The following is a 19,054-nucleotide window of genomic DNA, read 5'->3' as shown; positions in this document are numbered from 1 at the left end:
GGCGAGGCCGGAGACGACCTCTGGCTCGCACAGATGCTCGCCTTGGCCGAGGCTACCGGTTTGCGCCCGGTGGCGGCGGGCGGTGTGCTGATGCACCGGCGCTCACGCAAGCCCTTGCAGGATGTGCTCACCGCGGTGCGCGAGGGGAGGTCGGTGGCCGACTGCGGCTTCGCGCTGCAAGCCAACGCGCAGCGGCACCTGCGCTACCGGGCGCAGCTGGCGCGTCTCTATCCGCGCGCGCTGCTCGAGGCCACCCGCGAGGTGGCCGCGCGCTGCCGCTTCGAGTTGGGCGACATCCAGTACAACTACCCGCTGGAGTCGGTGCCGCCGGGGCGCAGCCCGATCAGCCAGCTCACGCGCCTGACCCTGCAGGGTGCGCGCCGCCGCTACCCGCAGGGCCTCACGCCCACGCACCGCGCGCAGCTGGCCAAGGAGCTGCGCCTGATTCAGGCCAAGCGCTACGAGATGTTCTTTCTCACGGTGGAAGACATCGTGCGTTTCGCCCGCGGCCAAGGCATCCTGTGCCAGGGGCGCGGCTCCTCGGCCAATTCGCTGGTGTGCTATTGCCTCCACATCACCGAGGTCTCGCCCGAGCGCTCCAACCTGCTGTTCGAGCGCTTCATCAGCATGGAGCGTCACGAGGCGCCGGACATCGACGTCGACTTCGAGCACCAGCGGCGCGAGGAGGTAATCCAGTACATCTACCGCAAGTACGGCCGCGACCGCGCCGCCATCGCCGCGGTGGTGGTTCGCTACCGCCCGCGCATGGCGCTGCGTGACGCCGGCATGGCGCTGGGCATCGACGCGCGCCTCATCGACGCCTTCGCGAAAGACCAGCAGTGGTTCGACAAGGACATCGACGAGGAGCGGCTGGCGAAGTTCCAGGCCGAGGTGCTGCAGGCCGAGGTGTTGCAGGAAGCGTGCGGGCCAGGGACTTCCGGCCCAGGTCACCCTGGAAGCCAAGGCGATGGCGCAGGTGCAAGCGATGCTGCCGTCACCACAGACACAGAGGACCCGGCCACACCACACCGGCTCGCGCTGTGGCTGTCGGTGGCGCGCGCGCTGTGCGGTTTCCCGCGCCATCTGAGTCAGCATGTGGGCGGCTTCGTGCTGACGCAAGACCGCCTGACCCGTCTGGTGCCGGTAGAAAACGCCGCCATGCCCGAGCGATCCATCATCCAGTGGGAGAAGGACGACCTAGAGGCCATGGGCCTGCTCAAGGTCGACGTGCTGGCCCTGGGCATGCTCAGCGCCCTGCGCCGTTGCCTGCAGCGTGTCAACGCCTGGCGGGGCTCGGCGCTGCGCCTGCAGGACATCCCCGAGGAAGACCCGCAGGTCTACGACATGCTTTGTCGCGCCGATACGGTGGGTCTGTTTCAGGTCGAGAGCCGGGCCCAGCGCGCCATGCTGCCGCGGCTGCGTCCGCGCACCTACTACGACCTGGTGGTGCAGGTGGCCCTGGTACGGCCCGGCCCCATCCAGGGCGGCATGGTGCATCCCTACCTGCAGGCGCGTGAGCGAAGGCGGCAGGGCCTGCCCATTGACTACATCAAGCAGGAGCTGGCCCTGCCCCTGGGCCGTACCTTGGGTGTGCCGATCTTCCAGGAGCAGGTGATGCAACTGTCCATGGTGGCCGCCGCTTTCACCGCGGGCGAGGCCGACGCCCTGCGCCGCGGCATGGCCGCCTGGAAGCGCAAGGGCGGGGTGCAGCGCTTTCGCGAGCCGCTGGTGCAGGGCATGGTGGCGCGCGGCTACCCGCAGGACTTTGCCGAGGGCATCTTTCGGCAGATCGAGGGCTTCGGCGAGTACGGCTTCCCCGAGAGCCACGCGGCCAGTTTCGCGCTGCTGGTGTACTTCAGCGCCTGGTTCAAGCACCACGAGCCGGCCTGCTTCCTGGCCGCCATGCTCGACGCCCAGCCCCTGGGCTTTTACACCCCCTGGCAGCTGGTGCAGGACGCGCAGCAGCATGGGGTGGAGGTGCGGCCGGTGGATGTGACCGCCAGCGACTGGGACTGCACGCTGGAGCCCTCGGGACCGCAGCCCGCGGTGCGCCTGGGCCTGCGGCTGGTGCTGGGCCTCTCGGAAGTCGCGGCAGCTCGCTTGGTGGCCGCACGCGCCCAGGCGCCCTTCATCGACGTGGAGGACCTCGCGCTGCGTGCCAGCTTGGACCGTGCCGACATGGGTCTGCTGGCCTCGGCCGATGCTCTGTCCACTCTGGCCGGCCACCGGCGTCAGCAGGTCTGGGCCGCGACCGTCTATCGCCGCCCGCGCGGCCTGCTGCAAGAGGCGCCGGTGCACGAAGACCTGCTGCGCCTGCCCTCAGCGGCAGAAGGGGAAGACATCGTCTTCGACCACGCCGCGCTGGGCTTGAGCCTGCGCCGCCATCCCCTGGCCCTGCTGCGTGAGCGCCTGGACGCCCTGGGCTGGCGCAGCGCTGGCGCCTTGCAGGCCTTGCGCGATGGGGGCATGGCACGCGCCTGCGGCCTGGTGACGATGCGCCAGCGGCCCGGCACCGCCAAGGGCGTGATGTTCGTCTCGCTGGAGGACGAGAGCGGCTGCATCAACGTCATCGTCTGGCCCGCGCTGGTGCAGGCGCAACGCGACGTCTGGCTACGCGCCCGCTTGCTGGCGGTGGAGGGCACCTGGCAGCGCAATGAGGAAGGCGGTGGCCGGGTGCGGCACCTGGTGGCGCGCCGCGCCTGGGATTTGTCCCACCTGCTGGGGCGGCTGGGCGAACCGCAGGACCACCCGGCCACCGCGGGGCGAGACATGGTGCGCAGCCGCGACTTTCACTAGTTTTTTACGCCGTCGCCTTTCGCGGGGTGTTTGTCGCCTGCCGCGCACCGCTCAGCGCGCGGGCACCATGCGTCCCAGCCGCTCCTGAATCAAGGGCAGCTTGTCCTCATAGGCCACACCCCCCGTGTCCCGCGGCGCCTTGCCAGGCACCGTGCGCCTGAGCCAGGCGCGCAGGCTCTCGGTTTCGCCCGGGCGCACCAGCGGGTCGTGGCCGTTGCCAGCGAACCGGAAAGAGGTGAGGTTATCCGGGTGCGCAGTGAACTTGCGCTCGAAGCCCACCGCTGGTTTGCCTTTTGTGCCCTGGGCCCAGATGTCCTCGTCCTCGTTGGACGACCACATGGGTAGCCGCGTGTCCCACTTCCACAGGTGCTCGTAGTCGGCGTTCAGGCTTTGCTTGTGACAGATGCCGCCCTTGACCTGCGGCTCGCTCCGGTCCCAAAAGTACACCGTGCGGCAGCCCTCCGAGTGCCCGCTGAGGAGGATGGGCAGTTGGGTGATCGTCTTCAGCCAGCTCACGACCTGCTCGATGTCGTCGCCGCGCGCGGACAGGCGTGCCGGATTGCGCGCGGTGTAGATGCCCTCGCGGAATCGCTCGCCGCCCCGGCGCAGGCTCTCCTCCGGGCTGGCGCCTGGGCAACCGGTCTTGTTGCCTGCACGGGTGACGAATTCGGGCACCACCACCGCAAAGCCCTCGCGGTAATAGAACTGGGCGACAGAGGTCTCCCAGCCCCATTGCCCGCCGCAGCCGTGGTTGTGGATCACGATGCCGCGGATCACCGGCAGTTCCTGGAGCATCACCTCGAACTTGGCGCGATAGACCGCGCCATACAGCGGCAGGAACAGGACACTGCGCTCCAGGACATTGGCGGCCAGGGCCTTGTCGTAGGCGGGTGCAGGCCGCCACTGCTGGGCCTGCGCGGTGAAGATCTGAGCGGTGAGTGCGGCGATGCAGGCCGTGCGAAGGAGGTGATGGGCGAAGCGCAAGCGGTGTCCCCTCTCTGGGTTGGCGAGTTGACGCGAAGCCCGCCCGCTTGCACGGGGAAGGCCAGCCCGGGGCTCCGAGGCCCGGGGGGCCTTGAGAGCACTGGGCCGGCCTGATCGTCAGGCCGCGCGACCGCTGTAATACTGCCTGATTTCCGAAAGGTAGCCGGAACGTTTGCCAACCAACGCCTTTTTCTGCTGAGGCGCCTTGGCGATACCCAGCGCCTCCTCCGGGCTGAGGTTGTATTTCTGCATGACTCTGTTGATCTCGGCCCGCCCCTGGGTGATTTCGTCCGCACGCTGCTTGGCGATTTGCTCCTCGAGCGCCTTCTTTCGATCTTCCGCGTCCTTGAGCGTGCGGGCGATCTCCGATTCGAGGGCTGCTTTCTGATCGATCAGGACTTGCAGTGAAGACATGGAATACCTCGCCAAGGTGAATAGTTGAAAGGCATCGTAGACAGGCGCAAGGGCTAATACCCACGGATCTCCTTCATTACTCACAATTACTCTTGCTTTGGACGAGAACAGACACCCGACGAGAAAGTCGTTTACCGCCAATTGCCTCCACAGCGATGATGGGTTCAAAGGCAATGGCAATGCAATGACGCGACAGTTTCTTTTGGTTCTGATTTTCTTTTGGCAGGCCCTGGCGCAGGCGAGCACGCCAACGCTGCGCTTGGAAATGACCCTTCTGAAGGACCCGCAGGCGCGCCTGTCGATCGAGCAGGTTGCAGCCTCTGAATTCACGCCCCTCAAGAACAACCAGGTCCTGGGCTTCGTAGCAGGCTCGGTCTGGGTCCGCCTTCAGGTCCGGCCGGCGCAGGGCGGGCCAGAACAAGGCCCTCGCAGTTTCACGCTGCGGATCGGCCCGAATAACCTGGAGCAGATCGACCTATTTTTCCAGCGTGATGGTCAGTGGGTTCAGCAGGTACGCGGCGCACTGACGCCCCAAGCCAGCCGAGCCTGTCCGGATTACCTGCACTGCTTCGCGCTGGACGCCTGGCCTCCCGATGCCGCGCCCCTCTACCTGCGCATCGAGCATCGCGGCTTCACCGCCCCCCAAATCGAGGTGGACACGCCAGACAGCCTGCCCGCCGATGTCGCCACCCGAACGCGCAATGTCACGATTTCCATGGTCATCGGCCTGGGCCTGCTGGCCGTCGGCATCGTGCTGCTCCTCACCGACCGCTCCCGCCTGCTCCTGATCTTTTGCGGTTTCCAGCTGTCGATCCTGCTACACGTCGCCTCCAACGCCGGTCTCTTAGCGACTGCATGGCCGTCTGCGTCGGGCACGACCCTGGCCACCCTCAATGCCCTGTTCCTCTCCCTGCGGGTGGCCATGACCGGGCTGCTGGCCTGGGCGGTCATCCAGCCGCACCAGCCCACGCGCCCCTATCTGCAGGGTGGAGGGCTTTTGCTGCTGCTGTGTGCTGGCAGTGCCATCCTCATTTTTTCGGATGACAAGCAGATTGGAATCCAACTGGTCACCGTGGCCTATGCCTTGATCCCTTTTTGGCAGCTTTATGGAGCATGGTCGGCCAGAGCCCTCACGCCGTCCCATCGACGCGTCCTGCTCGGGGCGAGCCTCGTTTACATCCTCATGCTGGTCTTCGGCGTGCTTCCGATCCTCTTCGACCGGCCCCTTTTATCAGAATTCGCTCAGTTCCATCACGTCACCGACTGGCGGCTCAACGGTGCCCCGATCGCGTTGGTGTTTCTCTGGCTCACGATGATGGAGCGCTCTCTCCAGCGGCGTACGCGGGCGAAGGAACTGGAGGCGCTGCGCCGGCAGGCCGAGGCAGCGAAGCTGCATCAATCCGAGGCAGATGAACGCGGCGCCTTGATCGACATGCTGACCCATGAACTGAAAAATCCGCTAGGCACTATCCGCTTTGCGCTCGCTTCGCTGCGGCAGCAGCCACCACTTAGCGGTGACGCGCAGCAGCGGCTCCAGACCATCGATGTTTCCACCCGCCGGATGGACGAACTGGTCGAGCGGGTAGCGAATTTCGCCAAGGTTGAGCGCATCGCCCCGAAGGTGAACCCGCTGCCGCTCGATGCCGCCGCCCTCATTCAGGACCTGCTGTCTGACCTCCCGAGGTCTGAGACCTGGGAGGTGCAGGTGCCGGAGGGCGCAACCTTCCGCTGTGACCGTCAGTTGCTGTGTGTGGTCCTTGAGAACCTGATGACCAACGCAAGCAAGTACGCCCTGCCCGGTGAGCCGGTGCGCATCGAAGTGGCCCTGCTCAAGGGGGAGGGTCTGGTCCAGACGCCCGGCCAAACCCCTGGCCAGACGGACGGTCGGACGCCGGGTCAGACAGGCGGCCTGAGGCCGCGCCTCACGCGGCCGCTGGACCCGGCGGTGACAGACCGCTGGGTTCGCGTCGAGATCAGCAACGGTGTCGACCCTGCCAGCATTCCCGACCCTGCCAGTGTTTTTGACCGCTACTACCGGCACCCCAATTTCCAGAACAAGTCTGGCATGGGCCTGGGCTTGAGCGTCGCCAAGTCCATCGCGCAGAAGATCCGCGGCGAGGTGTCTTACCGGCATTCCAATGGCCGGGTCTTCTTTGTCCTCACCGTGCCCGCATGATCGCCAAGCTCGCCCCCGTCGCCCCCGACGTGACGCGCCCGCTCTCCGTCGCTCTGGTGGAGGATGACCCGCTATTGCGAGGCGAGGTCGAGCTTCACCTCAAGTCCCGGGGTTTCATCGTTCACGTGGCCAACAGCGCCGCCGGCCTCGACGAGTTGACGCCGCATGCCCTGATCGACATCTACGTGCTCGATTGGAACCTGCCCGGCATGAGTGGCCTGAGCCTGAGCCAGCGTCTGCGCCAGGCCATGCCGAATGCAGCCATCGTGATCATGACGGCACGGGTCGCGCTCCATGACCGCCTTTCCGGTTACCGGGACGGCGGGGCTGACATCTACCTCACCAAGCCGGTCGAGCCAGACGAACTGGTGATGGTCCTCAAGAGTCTGGGTCGTCGAATGAACGCCCACCTCACCGAGCACGATTGGGTTATGAGCCTGCGTGAGCGCACACTGACGGGACCTCTTCCGGAGCAGAAGCTACGACTGACCCACCGTGAAAAAGCCTTGCTGGTGGCCTTGGTGCAGGCGCAGGACAACACACTGGATTCCACCCGTCTTTGCGACCTTCTTGACAACGGTGCTGACGACGACGCGGCTCTGAGCAAGCACGCGCTCGAGGAGGTGGTGGCGCGGCTGCGCAAGAAGCTGCGCGCGGTGCAGGCAGCGGGCGCGGAGCCGGCGATCAAGTCAGTGTGGGGTGTGGGCTACCAGCTTTGCATCTCCATCTCGTTTGCCTGAACCCTTTGGCTAGTACCAAGAGTCGAATGAGCGCAGGAGCGCGCAGCCAACTTGTCACGCCTTGGTCACGGTCTCTTCTTATCGTCTTCATTTTGAAAACGATTCGAGGGATCAAAAATGCAGACGTTGACGAAGTTTTTGGCGACAGCCATGGTCACCGCGGTGCTTGCTGCATGCGGTGGAGGGGATGGTCAGGATGCCTCGGATCAGGTGATCTCAATCAGCGTGGAGGGTCGTAGCGCCTCCCAGGGCTTTAACGTCAGCGCAGCGGAAGTGGTGGCCCATGACGCAACCGCCGGGCGTATCTTCACCGTCAACGCGCAAAGCGGCAAGGTCGACGTTTTCGCTGCGGCCAGCGCCGCGCAGTTCGCCAGCATCTCCGCGCCTCAGCAAAGCATTGATCTGGCTGCCATGCTCGTCGCCAACAGCGTCGTGGGTAGTACGGGGTTGGTCGGTGCTGCCAACAGCGTGAGCGTTTACGGCAACGTAGTTGCCGTGGCCGTCGAAGCGAATCCGAAGACCGACAACGGCTGGGTGGTTTTTCTCAATGCCACAACCCTTGCCTTCCAACGGGCGGTGCAGGTAGGCGCCCTGCCCGACATGCTGGTTTTCACGCCCGACGGCACCAAAGTGCTGGTAGCCAACGAGGGCGAGCCCAATGTGGGCTACACGATCGATCCTGAGGGCAGCGTTTCGGTGATCCGGCTGTCTGATTACTCAGTGTCCACGATCGGCTTTTCGGACTTCAACGTCGGCGGGTCCCGCAACAGCGAACTTCCCTCGGCGAAGATGCTGATCGCGGGTGTAGGCGTGGGCGGAGGCGCTACCGTCGCCAAGGACCTGGAGCCTGAGTACATTGCTATACGCCCCGATGGACTCGAGGCCTATGTCACGCTGCAGGAGGCCAATGCAATTGCCGTTCTCAACCTGGTCAACAACACCGTCACGAAGATCATCGGAATGGGTTTCAAAGACCACACGATTCCCGGTAACGAATTTGACGCCAGCCAGCAAGACGGGGTCAACCTGAAGACCTGGCCGGTTCTGGGCGCTTATATGCCCGATTCCATTGCCGCCTACACGGTGGCAGGCCGAACCTTTCTGGTCACAGCCAACGAGGGTGATAGCCGTGAGGACTGGCTCAATGGCCTGACCGACCAGGCCAGCTGTGAAGCAGCGGGTTACTACTTTTCAAGCAGCAAATGCCGTGACGAACTTGCGCTGCGTGACGTTGCCACGACTGCTCCCGCGGCCTTCATCGCCAAGCTCACCCTCAGCACGGAATTGGATGCCCTCAAAACAGACACGACGCTCGGTCGCCTGAAGTTCTCCTACCACGCCACGAACGCCAAGAACACCGGCAGCACCTTCACCCGGCTGTATGCGTATGGCGCCCGCTCCTTCTCTATCTGGGACGCGCAGACCGGAGAGCGTGTGTATGACTCTGGCAGCGATTTCGAGCGTCACACCGCCAACCGCTACGGCAGCCTCTTCAACCAAGACCATAACGGCAGCCTCACGGGAGACAAGCGCAGCAACTCCAAGGGCCCCGAGCCTGAGGGTCTGGCCATCGGCGAGATCAACGGCCGCACCTACGCGTTCGTCGGTTTGGAGCGCATGGGCGGTGTCATGGTCTACGACATCACCAATCCGAACGCTCCGACCTTCCAGCAGTATCTGAACAACCGTGATGTGACCGTCGCGCCGAATGCTGCGGCCGTCACCGCAGGGTCTGACCTTGGCCCCGAAGCCCTGGCGTTCGTGGGTGGATCCAAGTCGCCTGACGGCGTACCGCGTCTGATCGTGGGCAACGAGGTCAGCGGCACGACCACGGTCTACAAGATTAACGTTCAGACGGTGCGCTGAAGGGGAGAGAGGCGGGGTGGAGAGCCACAAGCCTCCACTCGGCTTCCCTGGTGCAACACTTGATTTTTCCCGCCGCGAGACGTGGCGGTGGGGTGGTGGTTGCGCGGCCGTGGTGTGGTCTTGCTCAGGCCCGCCCGGGTAGCCCAGTTGACGGCTGACCCTCGTGCCCCTACCAGCCCCGGTTCTGGTGGATGACCGTGATCACCAGCAGCACCAAGGTAGCAATTGCGCGCGCCCCATGGAAGCTGGGGCTGATGAAGTGGAGCGGGCGATGGGAATCGAACCCACGTCTTGAGCTTGGGAAGCTCAGGTCCTGCCATTGAACGACGCCCGCAGAGCGCTTGATTCTAGCGGTACTGAATCAAACTCTGGGGTGTCGTGGCGGACTCTGGCCTCAGCTTCCTTCGGACCGGTCCGGCCCTGCGGGCGAGGGCCGGAAACCGGCCGGGCCGCCGCCTGTGCCTGCAGAGCCGAGTGCGGTGCCCAAGGTCCCGCCACCCGTCCCGCCACCCGTCCCGCCGGACGCGCCGCCCGGAACGGCACCCGAAGCGGCACTCGAAGCGCCGCCCGCCATCCCGCCAGCGCGCGCTGCGCCGGCCTGGGTTGTCCGGGAGATCGCGCCCGACTCCTCCCTTCCGCGCCACCACCAGATGCGCACGATCTCCGCCGCGGTGTCCCGCCCGCCGAGTCCGAAGGACAGACCGGCAGCCAAGGCGAGTGCTCCCACGAAGCCCATGAACAGCGTATTGACCAGTTCCGTGGCGATGCCGATCTGGTTGACCGCCACCACAATGGCGAAGGCCCACACCAGGGTGTTGGCCGCTTTGGCCAGGAAGTCCGGGTTGCCCAGGCCGCCTTCAGCCGCTGCGCCGCGCACAAGGTTGGACAGGGCCCGGGCCGCCAGGCCACCGATCACCAGCACGACCAGCGCGACCACCGCGTTGGGCAGCCACAGCAGCAACTGGCGCAGCACGTCCGACACTGCGGGCAGTCCCAGTGCGTCAAAGGCGACGACCAGCGCGATCAGCCGAATGAACCATTTGGCGACCAGGCCGATCACGCCGCTGGCGTCGGTGTCGGTGCCCATCTTGCGCACGAAGTCGGCCAGGCCGGAGCGCTCGGACAGGTCGTTGAAGTGGATGGTGCGCAGCACCGCCGCCACCGCCCGCTCGACCAGCGAGGCGACTAGCCAGCCGGCCAGGACGATGATCAGAAATCCCATGATCTTGGGGACGGACGAAAAGAGCATGGCCAGGGCCGCGCTCAGCGAGGCCATCAGGGCGGTGCCCCAGTCAGAGAGGTAAGTGGTGTCCATGGCAGCAGGCTCCGGTCAGGGATGGGTCGCTACTTTCCCTGCTGCCGCCCGGAGCCAGCGTCGGCCTGGGGCTGCCTCGGGTGTAGGAAACCCCGGCACGGGCAGTGCCCATGGCCGGGGTTGACTCCGGGGTTGACTGTCTGTGCGCGTCGTCGGACTGCGGAGCGTCTGGGGCCCCGGGCGCTACCTCAGGCGGGCAGATAGCCTTCGACCGAGAGGTAGCGTTCGCCGGTGTCGTAGTTGAAGCCCAGCACCCGGCTACCAGCGGGCAGTTCGGGCAGCTTCTTGGCGATGGCAGCCAGGGTGGCGCCCGAGGAGATGCCCACCAGCAGGCCTTCTTCGCGCGCGCTGCGGCGACCGTATTCGCGCGCTTCTTCCGCGCCGACCTGGATCACGCCGTCGAGCAATTCGGTGCGCAGGTTCTTCGGCACAAAGCCAGCGCCGATGCCCTGGATCGGGTGAGGCGCGGGCTGCCCGCCGGAGATCACTGGCGAGGCCTCGGGCTCGACCGCGAAGACCTTGAGCTGGGGCCACAGCTTTTTCAGCACCTCGGCCACGCCGCTCAGGTGCCCGCCGGTGCCCACGCCGGTGATGATGGCATCGAGGCCCTCGGGGAAGTCGGCCAGGATTTCCTGCGCGGTGGTGCGCACATGCACCTCGATATTGGCCGGGTTCTCGAACTGCTGCGGAATCCAGGCGCCCGGGGTCTGGGCGGCCAGTTCCTCGGCGCGGGCGATGGCGCCCTTCATGCCTTTTTCACGTGGAGTGAGGTCGAAGCTGGCGCCGTAGGCCAGCATCAGGCGGCGCCGCTCGATGGACATGCTGTCTGGCATCACCAGCACCAGCTTGTAGCCCTTGACCGCGGCCACCATGGCCAGGCCCACACCCGTGTTACCCGAGGTCGGCTCGATGATGGTGCCGCCCAGCTTGAGGCGACCGTCGGCTTCGGCGGCCTCGACCATGGCGAGGGCGATGCGGTCCTTGATGGAGCCGCCCGGGTTGCTGCGCTCGGACTTGACCCACACCTCATGGCCGGCGCCGAACAGGCGGTTGACGCGAATGTGCGGCGTGTTGCCAATGGTGGCCAGGACGTGGGGGGCTTTCATCGGGCGCTTTCTGGTTGGGGTGCGTTTTGTAGGCGGGAAATGGTCTCAGCTCGGACTCACTTGAGGATGTCGCCCAGGCACAGGTACTTGATCTCGACGTAATCATCAATGCCGTGATGCGAGCCCTCGCGGCCCAGGCCCGACTGCTTGACGCCGCCGAAGGGCACGTGCTCGGTGGCCAGAATACCCACGTTGATGCCGACCATGCCGTACTCCAGCGCCTCGCTCACCCGGAAGATGCGGCCTACGTCACGGGTGTAGAAGTAGCAGGCCAGACCGAACTCGGTGGCATTGGCGGCGTCCACCGCTTCCTTCTCGGTCTTGAACTTGAACACCGGCGCGAAGGGGCCGAAGGTCTCTTCGCGGGCGCAGGCCATATCGGCCGTGGCGTCGGCCACCACGGTGGGCTCGAAGAACTGTCCCGAGCCCAGGCTGCCCAGGCGCTTGCCGCCGGTCACCACCCGGGCGCCCTTGGCCAGGGCGTCGTCCATATGGCGCTGAACCTTCTCGAGCGCGGCCTCCTCGATGAGCGGGCCCTGGTTGATGCCGTCCTCAAAGCCGTTGCCGACCTTAGCGGTCTGGACCCGGGCGGCAAACCTGCGCACGAACTCGTCGTACACGCCCTCTTGCACATAGAAGCGGTTGGTGCAGACGCAGGTCTGGCCGGCGTTGCGGTACTTGCTGGCAAACGCACCCTCGACCGCGCTGTCGATGTCGGCGTCGTCGAACACGATGAAGGGCGCATTGCCGCCAAGCTCAAGTGAGAGCTTTTTCACCGTGGGCGCGCACTGGGCCATGAGGATGCGGCCCACCTCGGTGGACCCGGTGAAGGACAGGTGGCGCACCACGTCGCTGGCGCACAGCACCTTGCCTACTGCAATGCTTTGCTGGGCGTCGGCGGTGATGACGTTGATGACTCCGGCCGGAATGCCTGCGCGCAGCGCCAGTTCAGCGACGGCCAGGGCGCTGAGCGGGGTCAGCTCGGCGGGCTTGATCACCACCGGGCAGCCAGCCGCCAGGGCAGGGGCCACCTTGCGGGTGATCATCGCCAGGGGGAAGTTCCATGGAGTGATGGCGGCGCACACCCCGATCGGCTGGCGCAGCACCAGCAGGCGCCGGTTGTTGTCGAACTGGGGCAGAGTCTCGCCGTTGATGCGCTTGGCTTCTTCAGCGAACCACTCGACAAAGCTGGCGCCGTAGGCCACCTCGCCCTTGGCCTCGGGCAGGGGCTTGCCCTGTTCGGCGGTCATGATCCGGCCCAGGTCGTCCTGGTGGGCCATGAGTAGGTCGTACCACTTGCGCAGGAGGATGGAGCGCTCCTTGGCGGTCTTTTCGCGCCAGGCGGGCCAGGCGGCGTTGGCGGCGGCAATCGCGGTCTCGGCGTCCTGGGGGCCCAGGTTGGCCACATCGGCCAGCTTGGCGCCGGTGGCCGGGTCGTGCACCTCAAAGCGGGCCGTACCGGGAACCCATTGGCCATTGATCAGCGCGTCGGTCTTGAGCAGGCTGGGGTCCTTGAGCAGGGCCAAAGGGGAAGTTTTCATGTCCATGGGGTGTCTCCGCAGCATCGGGTCCGGTCGAATCGCCCATTGTGCGCCGGTCGCCCGGCCGAGATGCTAAGCAATTTCACCATCTCCCTCCTGTCACTCGCGGGCGCCACGCGCTGCCAGCGGACGGCCCGACCGCAGATGGGCCTGCCACCCGGGCGGACCAGGGGTCAAACCTATAATTCGAGGCTTGCCCGGAGCCCCGGGAGGCGGCCCCGGCACCTCGGGGAGCAGCCCTTTTTGCCGCACACCATGAGCCACCCAGCCAACATGCCCTCGTTCAGCGTCGCCGACATCCGCAAGACCTTCCTGGACTTCTTTGCCGCCAAGGGCCATGCGATTGTCGAGTCCAGCCCGCTCGTGCCGGGCAACGACCCGACGCTGATGTTCACCAACTCGGGCATGGTGCAGTTCAAGGACGTGTTCCTGGGCAGCGACCGCCGGCCCTATGTGCGCGCCACCTCGGTCCAGGCCTGCCTGCGCGCCGGCGGCAAGCACAACGACCTGGAGAACGTGGGCTACACCGCGCGTCACCATACCTTTTTCGAGATGCTGGGCAACTGGTCCTTCGGCGATTACTTCAAGAAGGAGTCGCTGACCTGGGCCTGGGAGCTGCTCACGCAGGTCTACAAGCTGCCCGCCGAGCGCCTGTGGGCCACGGTCTACATCGACGACGACGAGGCCTACGACATCTGGACGAAGGTGATCGGCCTGCCCCCCGAGCGCGTGGTGCGCATTGGCGACAACAAAGGCGCCAAGTACCAGTCCGACAACTTCTGGATGATGGCCGACACCGGCCCCTGCGGCCCCTGCTCGGAGATCTTCTTCGACCACGGTCCAGAGGTTGCTGGCGGCCCCCCCGGCAGCCCCGAGCAAGACGGCGACCGCTACATTGAGATCTGGAACAACGTGTTCATGCAGTTTGACATGCAGCCCGACGGCTCGACCCGTCCGCTGCCTGCGCCCTGTGTGGACACTGGCATGGGTCTGGAGCGGCTGGCGGCCATCTTGCAGCATGTTCACAGCAACTACGAGATCGACCTGTTCGACCAGCTGATCGCCGCCGCCGCGCGCGAGACCGGCACCAGCGACCTGTCCAACCCCTCGCTGCGCGTCATCGCCGACCACATTCGTGCCACCGCCTTCCTCGTGAGCGACGGCGTCATTCCCAGCAACGAGGGCCGCGGTTATGTGCAGCGGCGCATCGTGCGCCGCGCCATCCGCCACGGCTACAAGCTCGGACGCAAGAGCCCCTTTTTCCATAAGCTGGTCCCCGACCTGGTGGCCCTCATGGGCGCGGCCTACCCGCGCCTGGCCGCCGCCGAAAAGCGCATCACCGACGTGCTCAAGGCCGAAGAGGAGCGTTTTTACGAGACGCTCGAAAACGGCATGGAGATCCTCGACGCCGCCCTCCAGGACGGCGCCAAGCTGCTGCCCGGTGAAGTCGCCTTCAAACTGCACGACACCTACGGCTTTCCGCTCGACCTCTCGGCTGACGTCTGCCGCGAGCGCAACGTCGGCGTCGACGAGGCCGGCTTCAATGCCGCCATGGAACGGCAAAAGGCCGCAGGCCGCGCCGCCGGCAAGTTCAAGATGGACCGCGCGCTCGAGTACACCGGCGCTGGCCACCCCTTCACCGGTTTCGAGCGCCTGGAAGAAAACGCCCGCGTCCTTGCCTTGTACCGTGAGGGCACCTCGGTCACGCAGCTGTCTGCGGGCGAGACCGGCGTGGTGGTGCTGGACACCACCCCGTTCTACGCCGAGAGCGGCGGCCAGGTGGGTGACAGCGGCAGCCTCAGTGCCGAGGGTGCGCTCTTTGGCGTGGAGGACACCCAGAAGATCAAGTCCGACGTTTTCGGCCACCACGGCCAAATGTCCCAAGGCAGCCTGAAAGTGGGCGACGTCCTGCTGGCGCGTGTGGACGGCGAGCGCCGCCACGCCACCATGCGCAATCACAGCGTGACGCACCTGATGCACAAGGCCTTGTATGAGGTGCTGGGCGACCACGTGCAGCAAAAGGGTTCATTGGTCGACGCCGACAAGACCCGCTTCGACTTCACCCACAACGCCCCGGTCACCGAAACGCAGGTGCAGGAGATTGAGCGCCGGGTCAACACCGAGATCCTGGCAAACGCCGCCACCCAGGCGCGTGTGATGGACATCGAGTCGGCCAAGGGCACCGGCGCCATGATGCTGTTCGGCGAGAAGTACGGTGAGACCGTACGCGTGCTTGACATCGGCACCAGCCGCGAACTGTGCGGCGGCACCCATGTACAGCGCACCGGCGACATTGGCTTGTTCAAAGTGGTGGCCGAGTCCGGCGTGGCCGCCGGCGTGCGCCGCATCGAGGCGGTGACCGGCGCCAATGCGCTGGCCTACCTGCAGCAGGTCGAGTCGACGGTGCAGGCCGCGGCTGCCGCCCTCAAGGCGCCCACCCAGGAGCTGCAAGCCCGTATCGGCCAAGTGCTCGAGCAGGTGCGCAGCCTCGAAAAAGAAGTGGCCGCCCTCAAGGGCAAGCTGGCTTCCAGCCAAGGCGACGAGCTGGTGTCGCAAGCGGTGGACGTCAAGGGCCTCAAGGTCCTGGCGGCCGTCCTGGCCGGTGCCGATGCCAAGGTGCTGCGCGACACGATGGACAAGCTCAAAGACAAGCTCAAGTCCGCGGCCATCGTGCTGGCTGCGGTCGACGGCGGCAAGGTGCAAATCGCCGCGGGCGTGACTGCCGACGCCATGGCCAAGGTCAAGGCCGGCGAGTTGGTGAATTTCGTCGCACAGCAGGTGGGTGGCAAGGGCGGCGGTAAGCCTGACATGGCCATGGCCGGCGGCACCGACGCGGCCGCTTTGCCCGCAGCGCTCCAATCGGTGCAGGCTTGGGTGGCCGAGCGGGTGTGATTCCCGTCGGGGCGGCGCGGCACGTGCCGCCTGGCCTCAGCGCCGGGTGAAAACCAGATCCCACACGCCGTGGCCCAGGCGCAGGCCGCGGTTTTCGAACTTGGTCAGGGGCCGGTAGGCGGGCCTTGGCGCAAAGTCAGTTGCGGTGTTGGCCAGCAGCGGCTCCGCGGAGAGCACCGTCATCATTTGGTGCGCATAGGGCTCCCAGTCGGTGGCGCAGTGCAGATAAGCGCCCGGCGCGAGGCGGGCGGCTAACTTGGCCACCACCGGCGGCTGGATCAAGCGGCGCTTGTTGTGACGCAGCTTGTGCCAGGGGTCGGGAAAGAAGATGTGGATGCCGGCCAGCGACCCCAGGGGCAGCATCTGGTCGACCACTTCGAGCGCATCGTGCTGCAGGATGCGGATGTTGCCCAGTGCGTTTTCGCCGATGCGTTTTAAGAGGGCGCCGACGCCGGGTTCGTGCACCTCGCAGCACAGGAAGCTTTTCTCCGGCATCAGGCCGGCGATATGGGCGGTGGCCTCGCCCATGCCGAAGCCGATTTCCAAGATGACGGGGGCTTCACGCCCGAATAGGGCGGCCAGGTCGGGTGCTGTCTCTTGAAAGGGCAGCAGGAACTGCGGGCCCAGTGTCTCGAAGGCGCGTGCTTGTCCCAGCGTGGTGCGGCCGGCGCGCCGCACAAAGGTGCGAATCACCCGGGGATGGGGAACTTCCCCGGGGGGCTGCCCGATCTCAGGCGCGTCGGGCGCGTGCGTCTTGTCCTGGCTCTGGTTCATCCCCCTATTGTCGCGGCCCGCGCGAGGCCCTTGTTCTTGCAGCCCTGCAAGCTCCAGCGAGCAGGGCTGACGGATCGGGCCGCGAGGCTGTCGGCGGTATCGGCTGGTCCGTGTTCAGGCACGCGCGTTGCGTCTGCGAGCTTTCTCACACTGTCAAACAGGAGGAAGCATGCTGTCGTCAATCACCCCCACACGCCCTTACGCACCGCACCCGGCGCGTGACGCATCGCCCGTAGCCTCCCCTTCGATTGCATCGTCAGCGGCACTCGCGCTCCAGGCCGGTGCGCGCCTGGCGAGCGCGGTCAGCGTCTCGGTCGGCACCGGTCTTGCCGGCAAGGCGGGCTACATGGCCCTGGCACGCGCCATGCCGCACGCGTCCCATCGGCCCCTCAGCCTGGCCTTGGTGGGTGCTGGCGCAGTGCCGGCCTGGGCCGGTGCCGGAGTTGTCGCTGAAGGCGTTCGGCAGATGGTGGACGGGCCCCCCTTGTCGACGCGAAGCGCACGGGCCCTCTCGGCACTGGGCACGCTGGCTTTCATTGCCGGAATGCTGGGAAATGCCTGGACGTCGCTGGGCAACCCCGAGACCTCGAGCCTAGGCGATCACATGCTGGCGAATGCGGGCGGTCAGGTCTTGTCGATGTTCTTGTCCGAGGCGCTCGCCAGTCGCTTGGTGCCGGCGCTGGCCCTGCCGACCCGGCTGCTGGTTGATGGACAGCCCCTCGAACCGGGGTCGGCCCAGGAGGCGCAGGTGCAAAGCGCTGGCGTGCGCGGCTTGTTGATCGGCCAGGTGTTGGCGCACGCGCCCCTGATCTGGCAGGTCATGGGGCAGGTGCCCGTGCTCCAGCAGGCCTACGGTCTGGAACGGCCGCTCGAATTCAGGCCGTGGGAAAGCGCACCCCTGGATTACCTGCAGGCGGGGCTGGCCGTTGCCACCGCAGTCGCTGCAGTTGAATTCGGACGGGTGACCACGGGCGCCCTGGGCGAGGCTGCGGGCCAGGCCTGGGCCGGCGCGCGCCTGGCACGCCCTGTGAACGAGCCTGGAGCCGCCGCTTGCGAAGCCCTCGCGCCGGTAGTGGACGCGCGCACGCTGTCCTGCCTGCAACGCAGCCAGCGGCAACTCGATCGTTTGGCCCGCTGGCTCGGCTTGGACGAGGCCGCTCGCGGCCGCGCCTTTGGCTACACGCCGCTTCTGAACCTGACCGCCAATGCGCTGGTGACCGTGCCCGACTTCGGCGCCGCGCTCGGTGTCTCGGGCCTGGCCAATGGCGCGCTCAATCTGGTGGACTTGGCGTTGCGGCACTGGCGCCCATCGCCAGGCCCCCAGGCAGTGCCGCAGGCGCAGAGGGTCCAGGAGACTTCGGCGTCTATCGCCTCCCCAACGCTCTCGCCCGGTCGGCGCTCATCCGCTTCCCCCTCCAGCTCCTCACTCGCGATCGCGATCAGCGAATTGCGCGAGTCCGACTTCGAAGTGCGGAGCACGGCGGGGGCGGAAAGTTCTGAACGGGAAGGCACCTGGTTCTGAACCCCAGACGGCTGCCTCGCCAGGGTCAAGCACCAGGCCTCATGGCCTGGGTCTGCCCGCGCCAGGCCTCCACGGCCTGCGACAGCCAGCCTCGCAGGTCCTGCGCCGTCAGTTGTGCAGCGGGCAGGCCAAGGACCTGTCCTGCCGCCTGCAGGCAGGCCAGCGGATGGCGGGTGTTCAGGGCCTGGGCGCCGTTTTGTTTGGAGAGCTTTTGTCCGTCCCCAGCCAGCACCAAAGGGGTGTGCAGGTAGTTCGGGGTGGGCAGGCCCAGCGCCCGCTGCAGCAAGATTTGGCGCGCGGTGTTGTCAGCGAGGTCCTCGCCGCGCACGATGTCGGTGACGCCTTGGTCGGCGTCGTCGACCACCACCGCCAGCTGGTAGGCCCACTGCGCGTCGGCGCGGCGCAGCACGAAGTCGCCGACCTCACGCGCCACGTCTTGTTGCTGGGGACCCAGGCACCGATCCACCCAGTGGACGGTGTTGCTGCCCTCCGCAAGGAAGCGCCAGGCCCGCGCCGCGGTGCCGGAGAGCCCGTGGCGGCAGGTGCCGGGGTAGACCCGCTCGCCATGCCGGGGGCGCTTTGCTCCGGAGGCAGTGATTGCCTGCTCGATGTCCTTGCGCGAGCAGCTGCAGGGATAGGCGTGCCCGGATGCGAGGAGCCTGTCGAGGGCAGACTGGTAGGGCGCTACACGCCGCGATTGCCACTGAGGCGGTTCATCCGGCAGCAGGCCGCAGTCGGCGAGTTGCCCGAGGATGATTTGGTCAGCACCCGGCACGCAGCGCGGTCCGTCCACATCCTCGATGCGCACCAGCCAGCGCCCGCCGTGGGCGCGCGCGTCCAGCCAGCTGGCCAGGGCCGCCACCAGCGAACCCGCGTGCAGCGGGCCGGTGGGCGAGGGCGCGAAGCGACCGGTGTAGGCGGTGGTCAT

13 protein-coding genes and 1 tRNA gene are annotated in these 19,054 nt (G+C 66.4%); 6 read left to right on the top strand and 8 right to left on the bottom strand.

What is annotated here, in order from left to right:
* The coding region (locus tag QE494_RS08375; RefSeq protein ID WP_300042474.1) for an OB-fold nucleic acid binding domain-containing protein at positions 1-2,796 on the top strand (2,796 nt) is incomplete at its 5' end.
* A 51-nt stretch (positions 2,797-2,847) separates the two neighbouring features.
* Here QE494_RS08375 and QE494_RS08370 read toward each other — a convergent pair.
* The gene (locus tag QE494_RS08370; protein ID WP_300042473.1) at positions 2,848-3,780 is read right to left on the bottom strand and encodes a hypothetical protein; all 933 of its coding nucleotides are present in this window, start codon (positions 3,778-3,780) and stop codon (positions 2,848-2,850) included.
* A gap of 117 nt (positions 3,781-3,897) precedes the next feature.
* Positions 3,898-4,194, bottom strand: a complete 297-nt coding sequence (locus QE494_RS08365) for a hypothetical protein (RefSeq protein WP_300042472.1) — start codon at positions 4,192-4,194, stop codon at positions 3,898-3,900.
* Between the two features lie 184 nt (positions 4,195-4,378).
* Here QE494_RS08365 and QE494_RS08360 point away from each other — a divergent pair, with 184 nt between their 5' ends.
* The 3 genes from QE494_RS08360 to QE494_RS08350 all read left to right on the top strand — a co-directional run bounded on the left by QE494_RS08360 (position 4,379) and on the right by QE494_RS08350 (position 8,976).
* Entirely contained in the window at positions 4,379-6,370 is a 1,992-nt protein-coding gene (locus QE494_RS08360; RefSeq protein ID WP_300042471.1) for a 7TM-DISM domain-containing protein, read from the top strand.
* A complete protein-coding gene (locus QE494_RS08355) occupies positions 6,367-7,110 on the top strand; it encodes a response regulator transcription factor (RefSeq protein WP_300042470.1) in 744 nt (247 codons plus the stop codon). The genes QE494_RS08360 and QE494_RS08355 overlap by 4 nt, the downstream gene beginning before the upstream one ends.
* 150 nt (positions 7,111-7,260) lie before the next feature.
* Positions 7,261-8,976: a choice-of-anchor I family protein gene (locus tag QE494_RS08350; RefSeq protein WP_300042469.1), complete on the top strand. Its 1,716-nt coding sequence runs from the start codon at positions 7,261-7,263 to the stop codon at positions 8,974-8,976.
* Positions 8,977-9,236: 260 nt separating this feature from the next.
* Here the strand turns inward: QE494_RS08350 and QE494_RS08345 are convergent.
* The 4 genes from QE494_RS08345 to QE494_RS08330 form a co-directional block, all read right to left on the bottom strand.
* Positions 9,237-9,310, bottom strand: a tRNA-Gly gene (locus QE494_RS08345).
* Positions 9,311-9,370: 60 nt separating this feature from the next.
* Complete coding sequence (locus tag QE494_RS08340) at positions 9,371-10,291, bottom strand: small-conductance mechanosensitive ion channel (RefSeq protein ID WP_300042468.1); 921 nt, start codon at positions 10,289-10,291, stop codon at positions 9,371-9,373.
* A gap of 188 nt (positions 10,292-10,479) precedes the next feature.
* Complete coding sequence (cysK, locus tag QE494_RS08335; protein ID WP_300042467.1) at positions 10,480-11,397, bottom strand: cysteine synthase A; 918 nt, start codon at positions 11,395-11,397, stop codon at positions 10,480-10,482.
* Between the two features lie 56 nt (positions 11,398-11,453).
* The gene (locus tag QE494_RS08330) at positions 11,454-12,944 is read right to left on the bottom strand and encodes an NAD-dependent succinate-semialdehyde dehydrogenase (protein WP_300042466.1); all 1,491 of its coding nucleotides are present in this window, start codon (positions 12,942-12,944) and stop codon (positions 11,454-11,456) included.
* A 249-nt stretch (positions 12,945-13,193) separates the two neighbouring features.
* Here QE494_RS08330 and alaS point away from each other — a divergent pair, with 249 nt between their 5' ends.
* Positions 13,194-15,830 carry an alanine--tRNA ligase gene (gene alaS, locus QE494_RS08325; RefSeq protein ID WP_300042465.1) on the top strand — a complete coding sequence of 879 codons (2,637 nt, stop codon included), beginning with the start codon at positions 13,194-13,196 and terminating at the stop codon, positions 15,828-15,830.
* A gap of 36 nt (positions 15,831-15,866) precedes the next feature.
* On the opposite strand, the gene trmB is transcribed toward alaS, so the two are convergent.
* Positions 15,867-16,604 carry a tRNA (guanosine(46)-N7)-methyltransferase TrmB gene (gene trmB / locus QE494_RS08320; RefSeq protein WP_300042464.1) on the bottom strand — a complete coding sequence of 246 codons (738 nt, stop codon included), beginning with the start codon at positions 16,602-16,604 and terminating at the stop codon, positions 15,867-15,869.
* 169 nt (positions 16,605-16,773) lie between these two features.
* Between trmB and QE494_RS08315 the strand changes: the two genes are divergently transcribed.
* Complete coding sequence (locus tag QE494_RS08315; protein WP_300042463.1) at positions 16,774-18,126, top strand: hypothetical protein; 1,353 nt, start codon at positions 16,774-16,776, stop codon at positions 18,124-18,126.
* 25 nt (positions 18,127-18,151) lie between these two features.
* Here the strand turns inward: QE494_RS08315 and gluQRS are convergent, their stop codons facing one another.
* The gene (gene gluQRS / locus QE494_RS08310; RefSeq protein ID WP_300042462.1) at positions 18,152-19,054 is read right to left on the bottom strand and encodes a tRNA glutamyl-Q(34) synthetase GluQRS; all 903 of its coding nucleotides are present in this window, start codon (positions 19,052-19,054) and stop codon (positions 18,152-18,154) included.

The sequence above is a fragment of the Ramlibacter sp. genome, assembly GCF_029866045.1.
In the GTDB taxonomy this organism is placed as follows: domain Bacteria; phylum Pseudomonadota; class Gammaproteobacteria; order Burkholderiales; family Burkholderiaceae_C; genus Ramlibacter.
The sequence above is the reverse complement of the archived record's forward strand: the minus strand, read 5'-3'. Positions and strand labels throughout refer to the sequence as shown.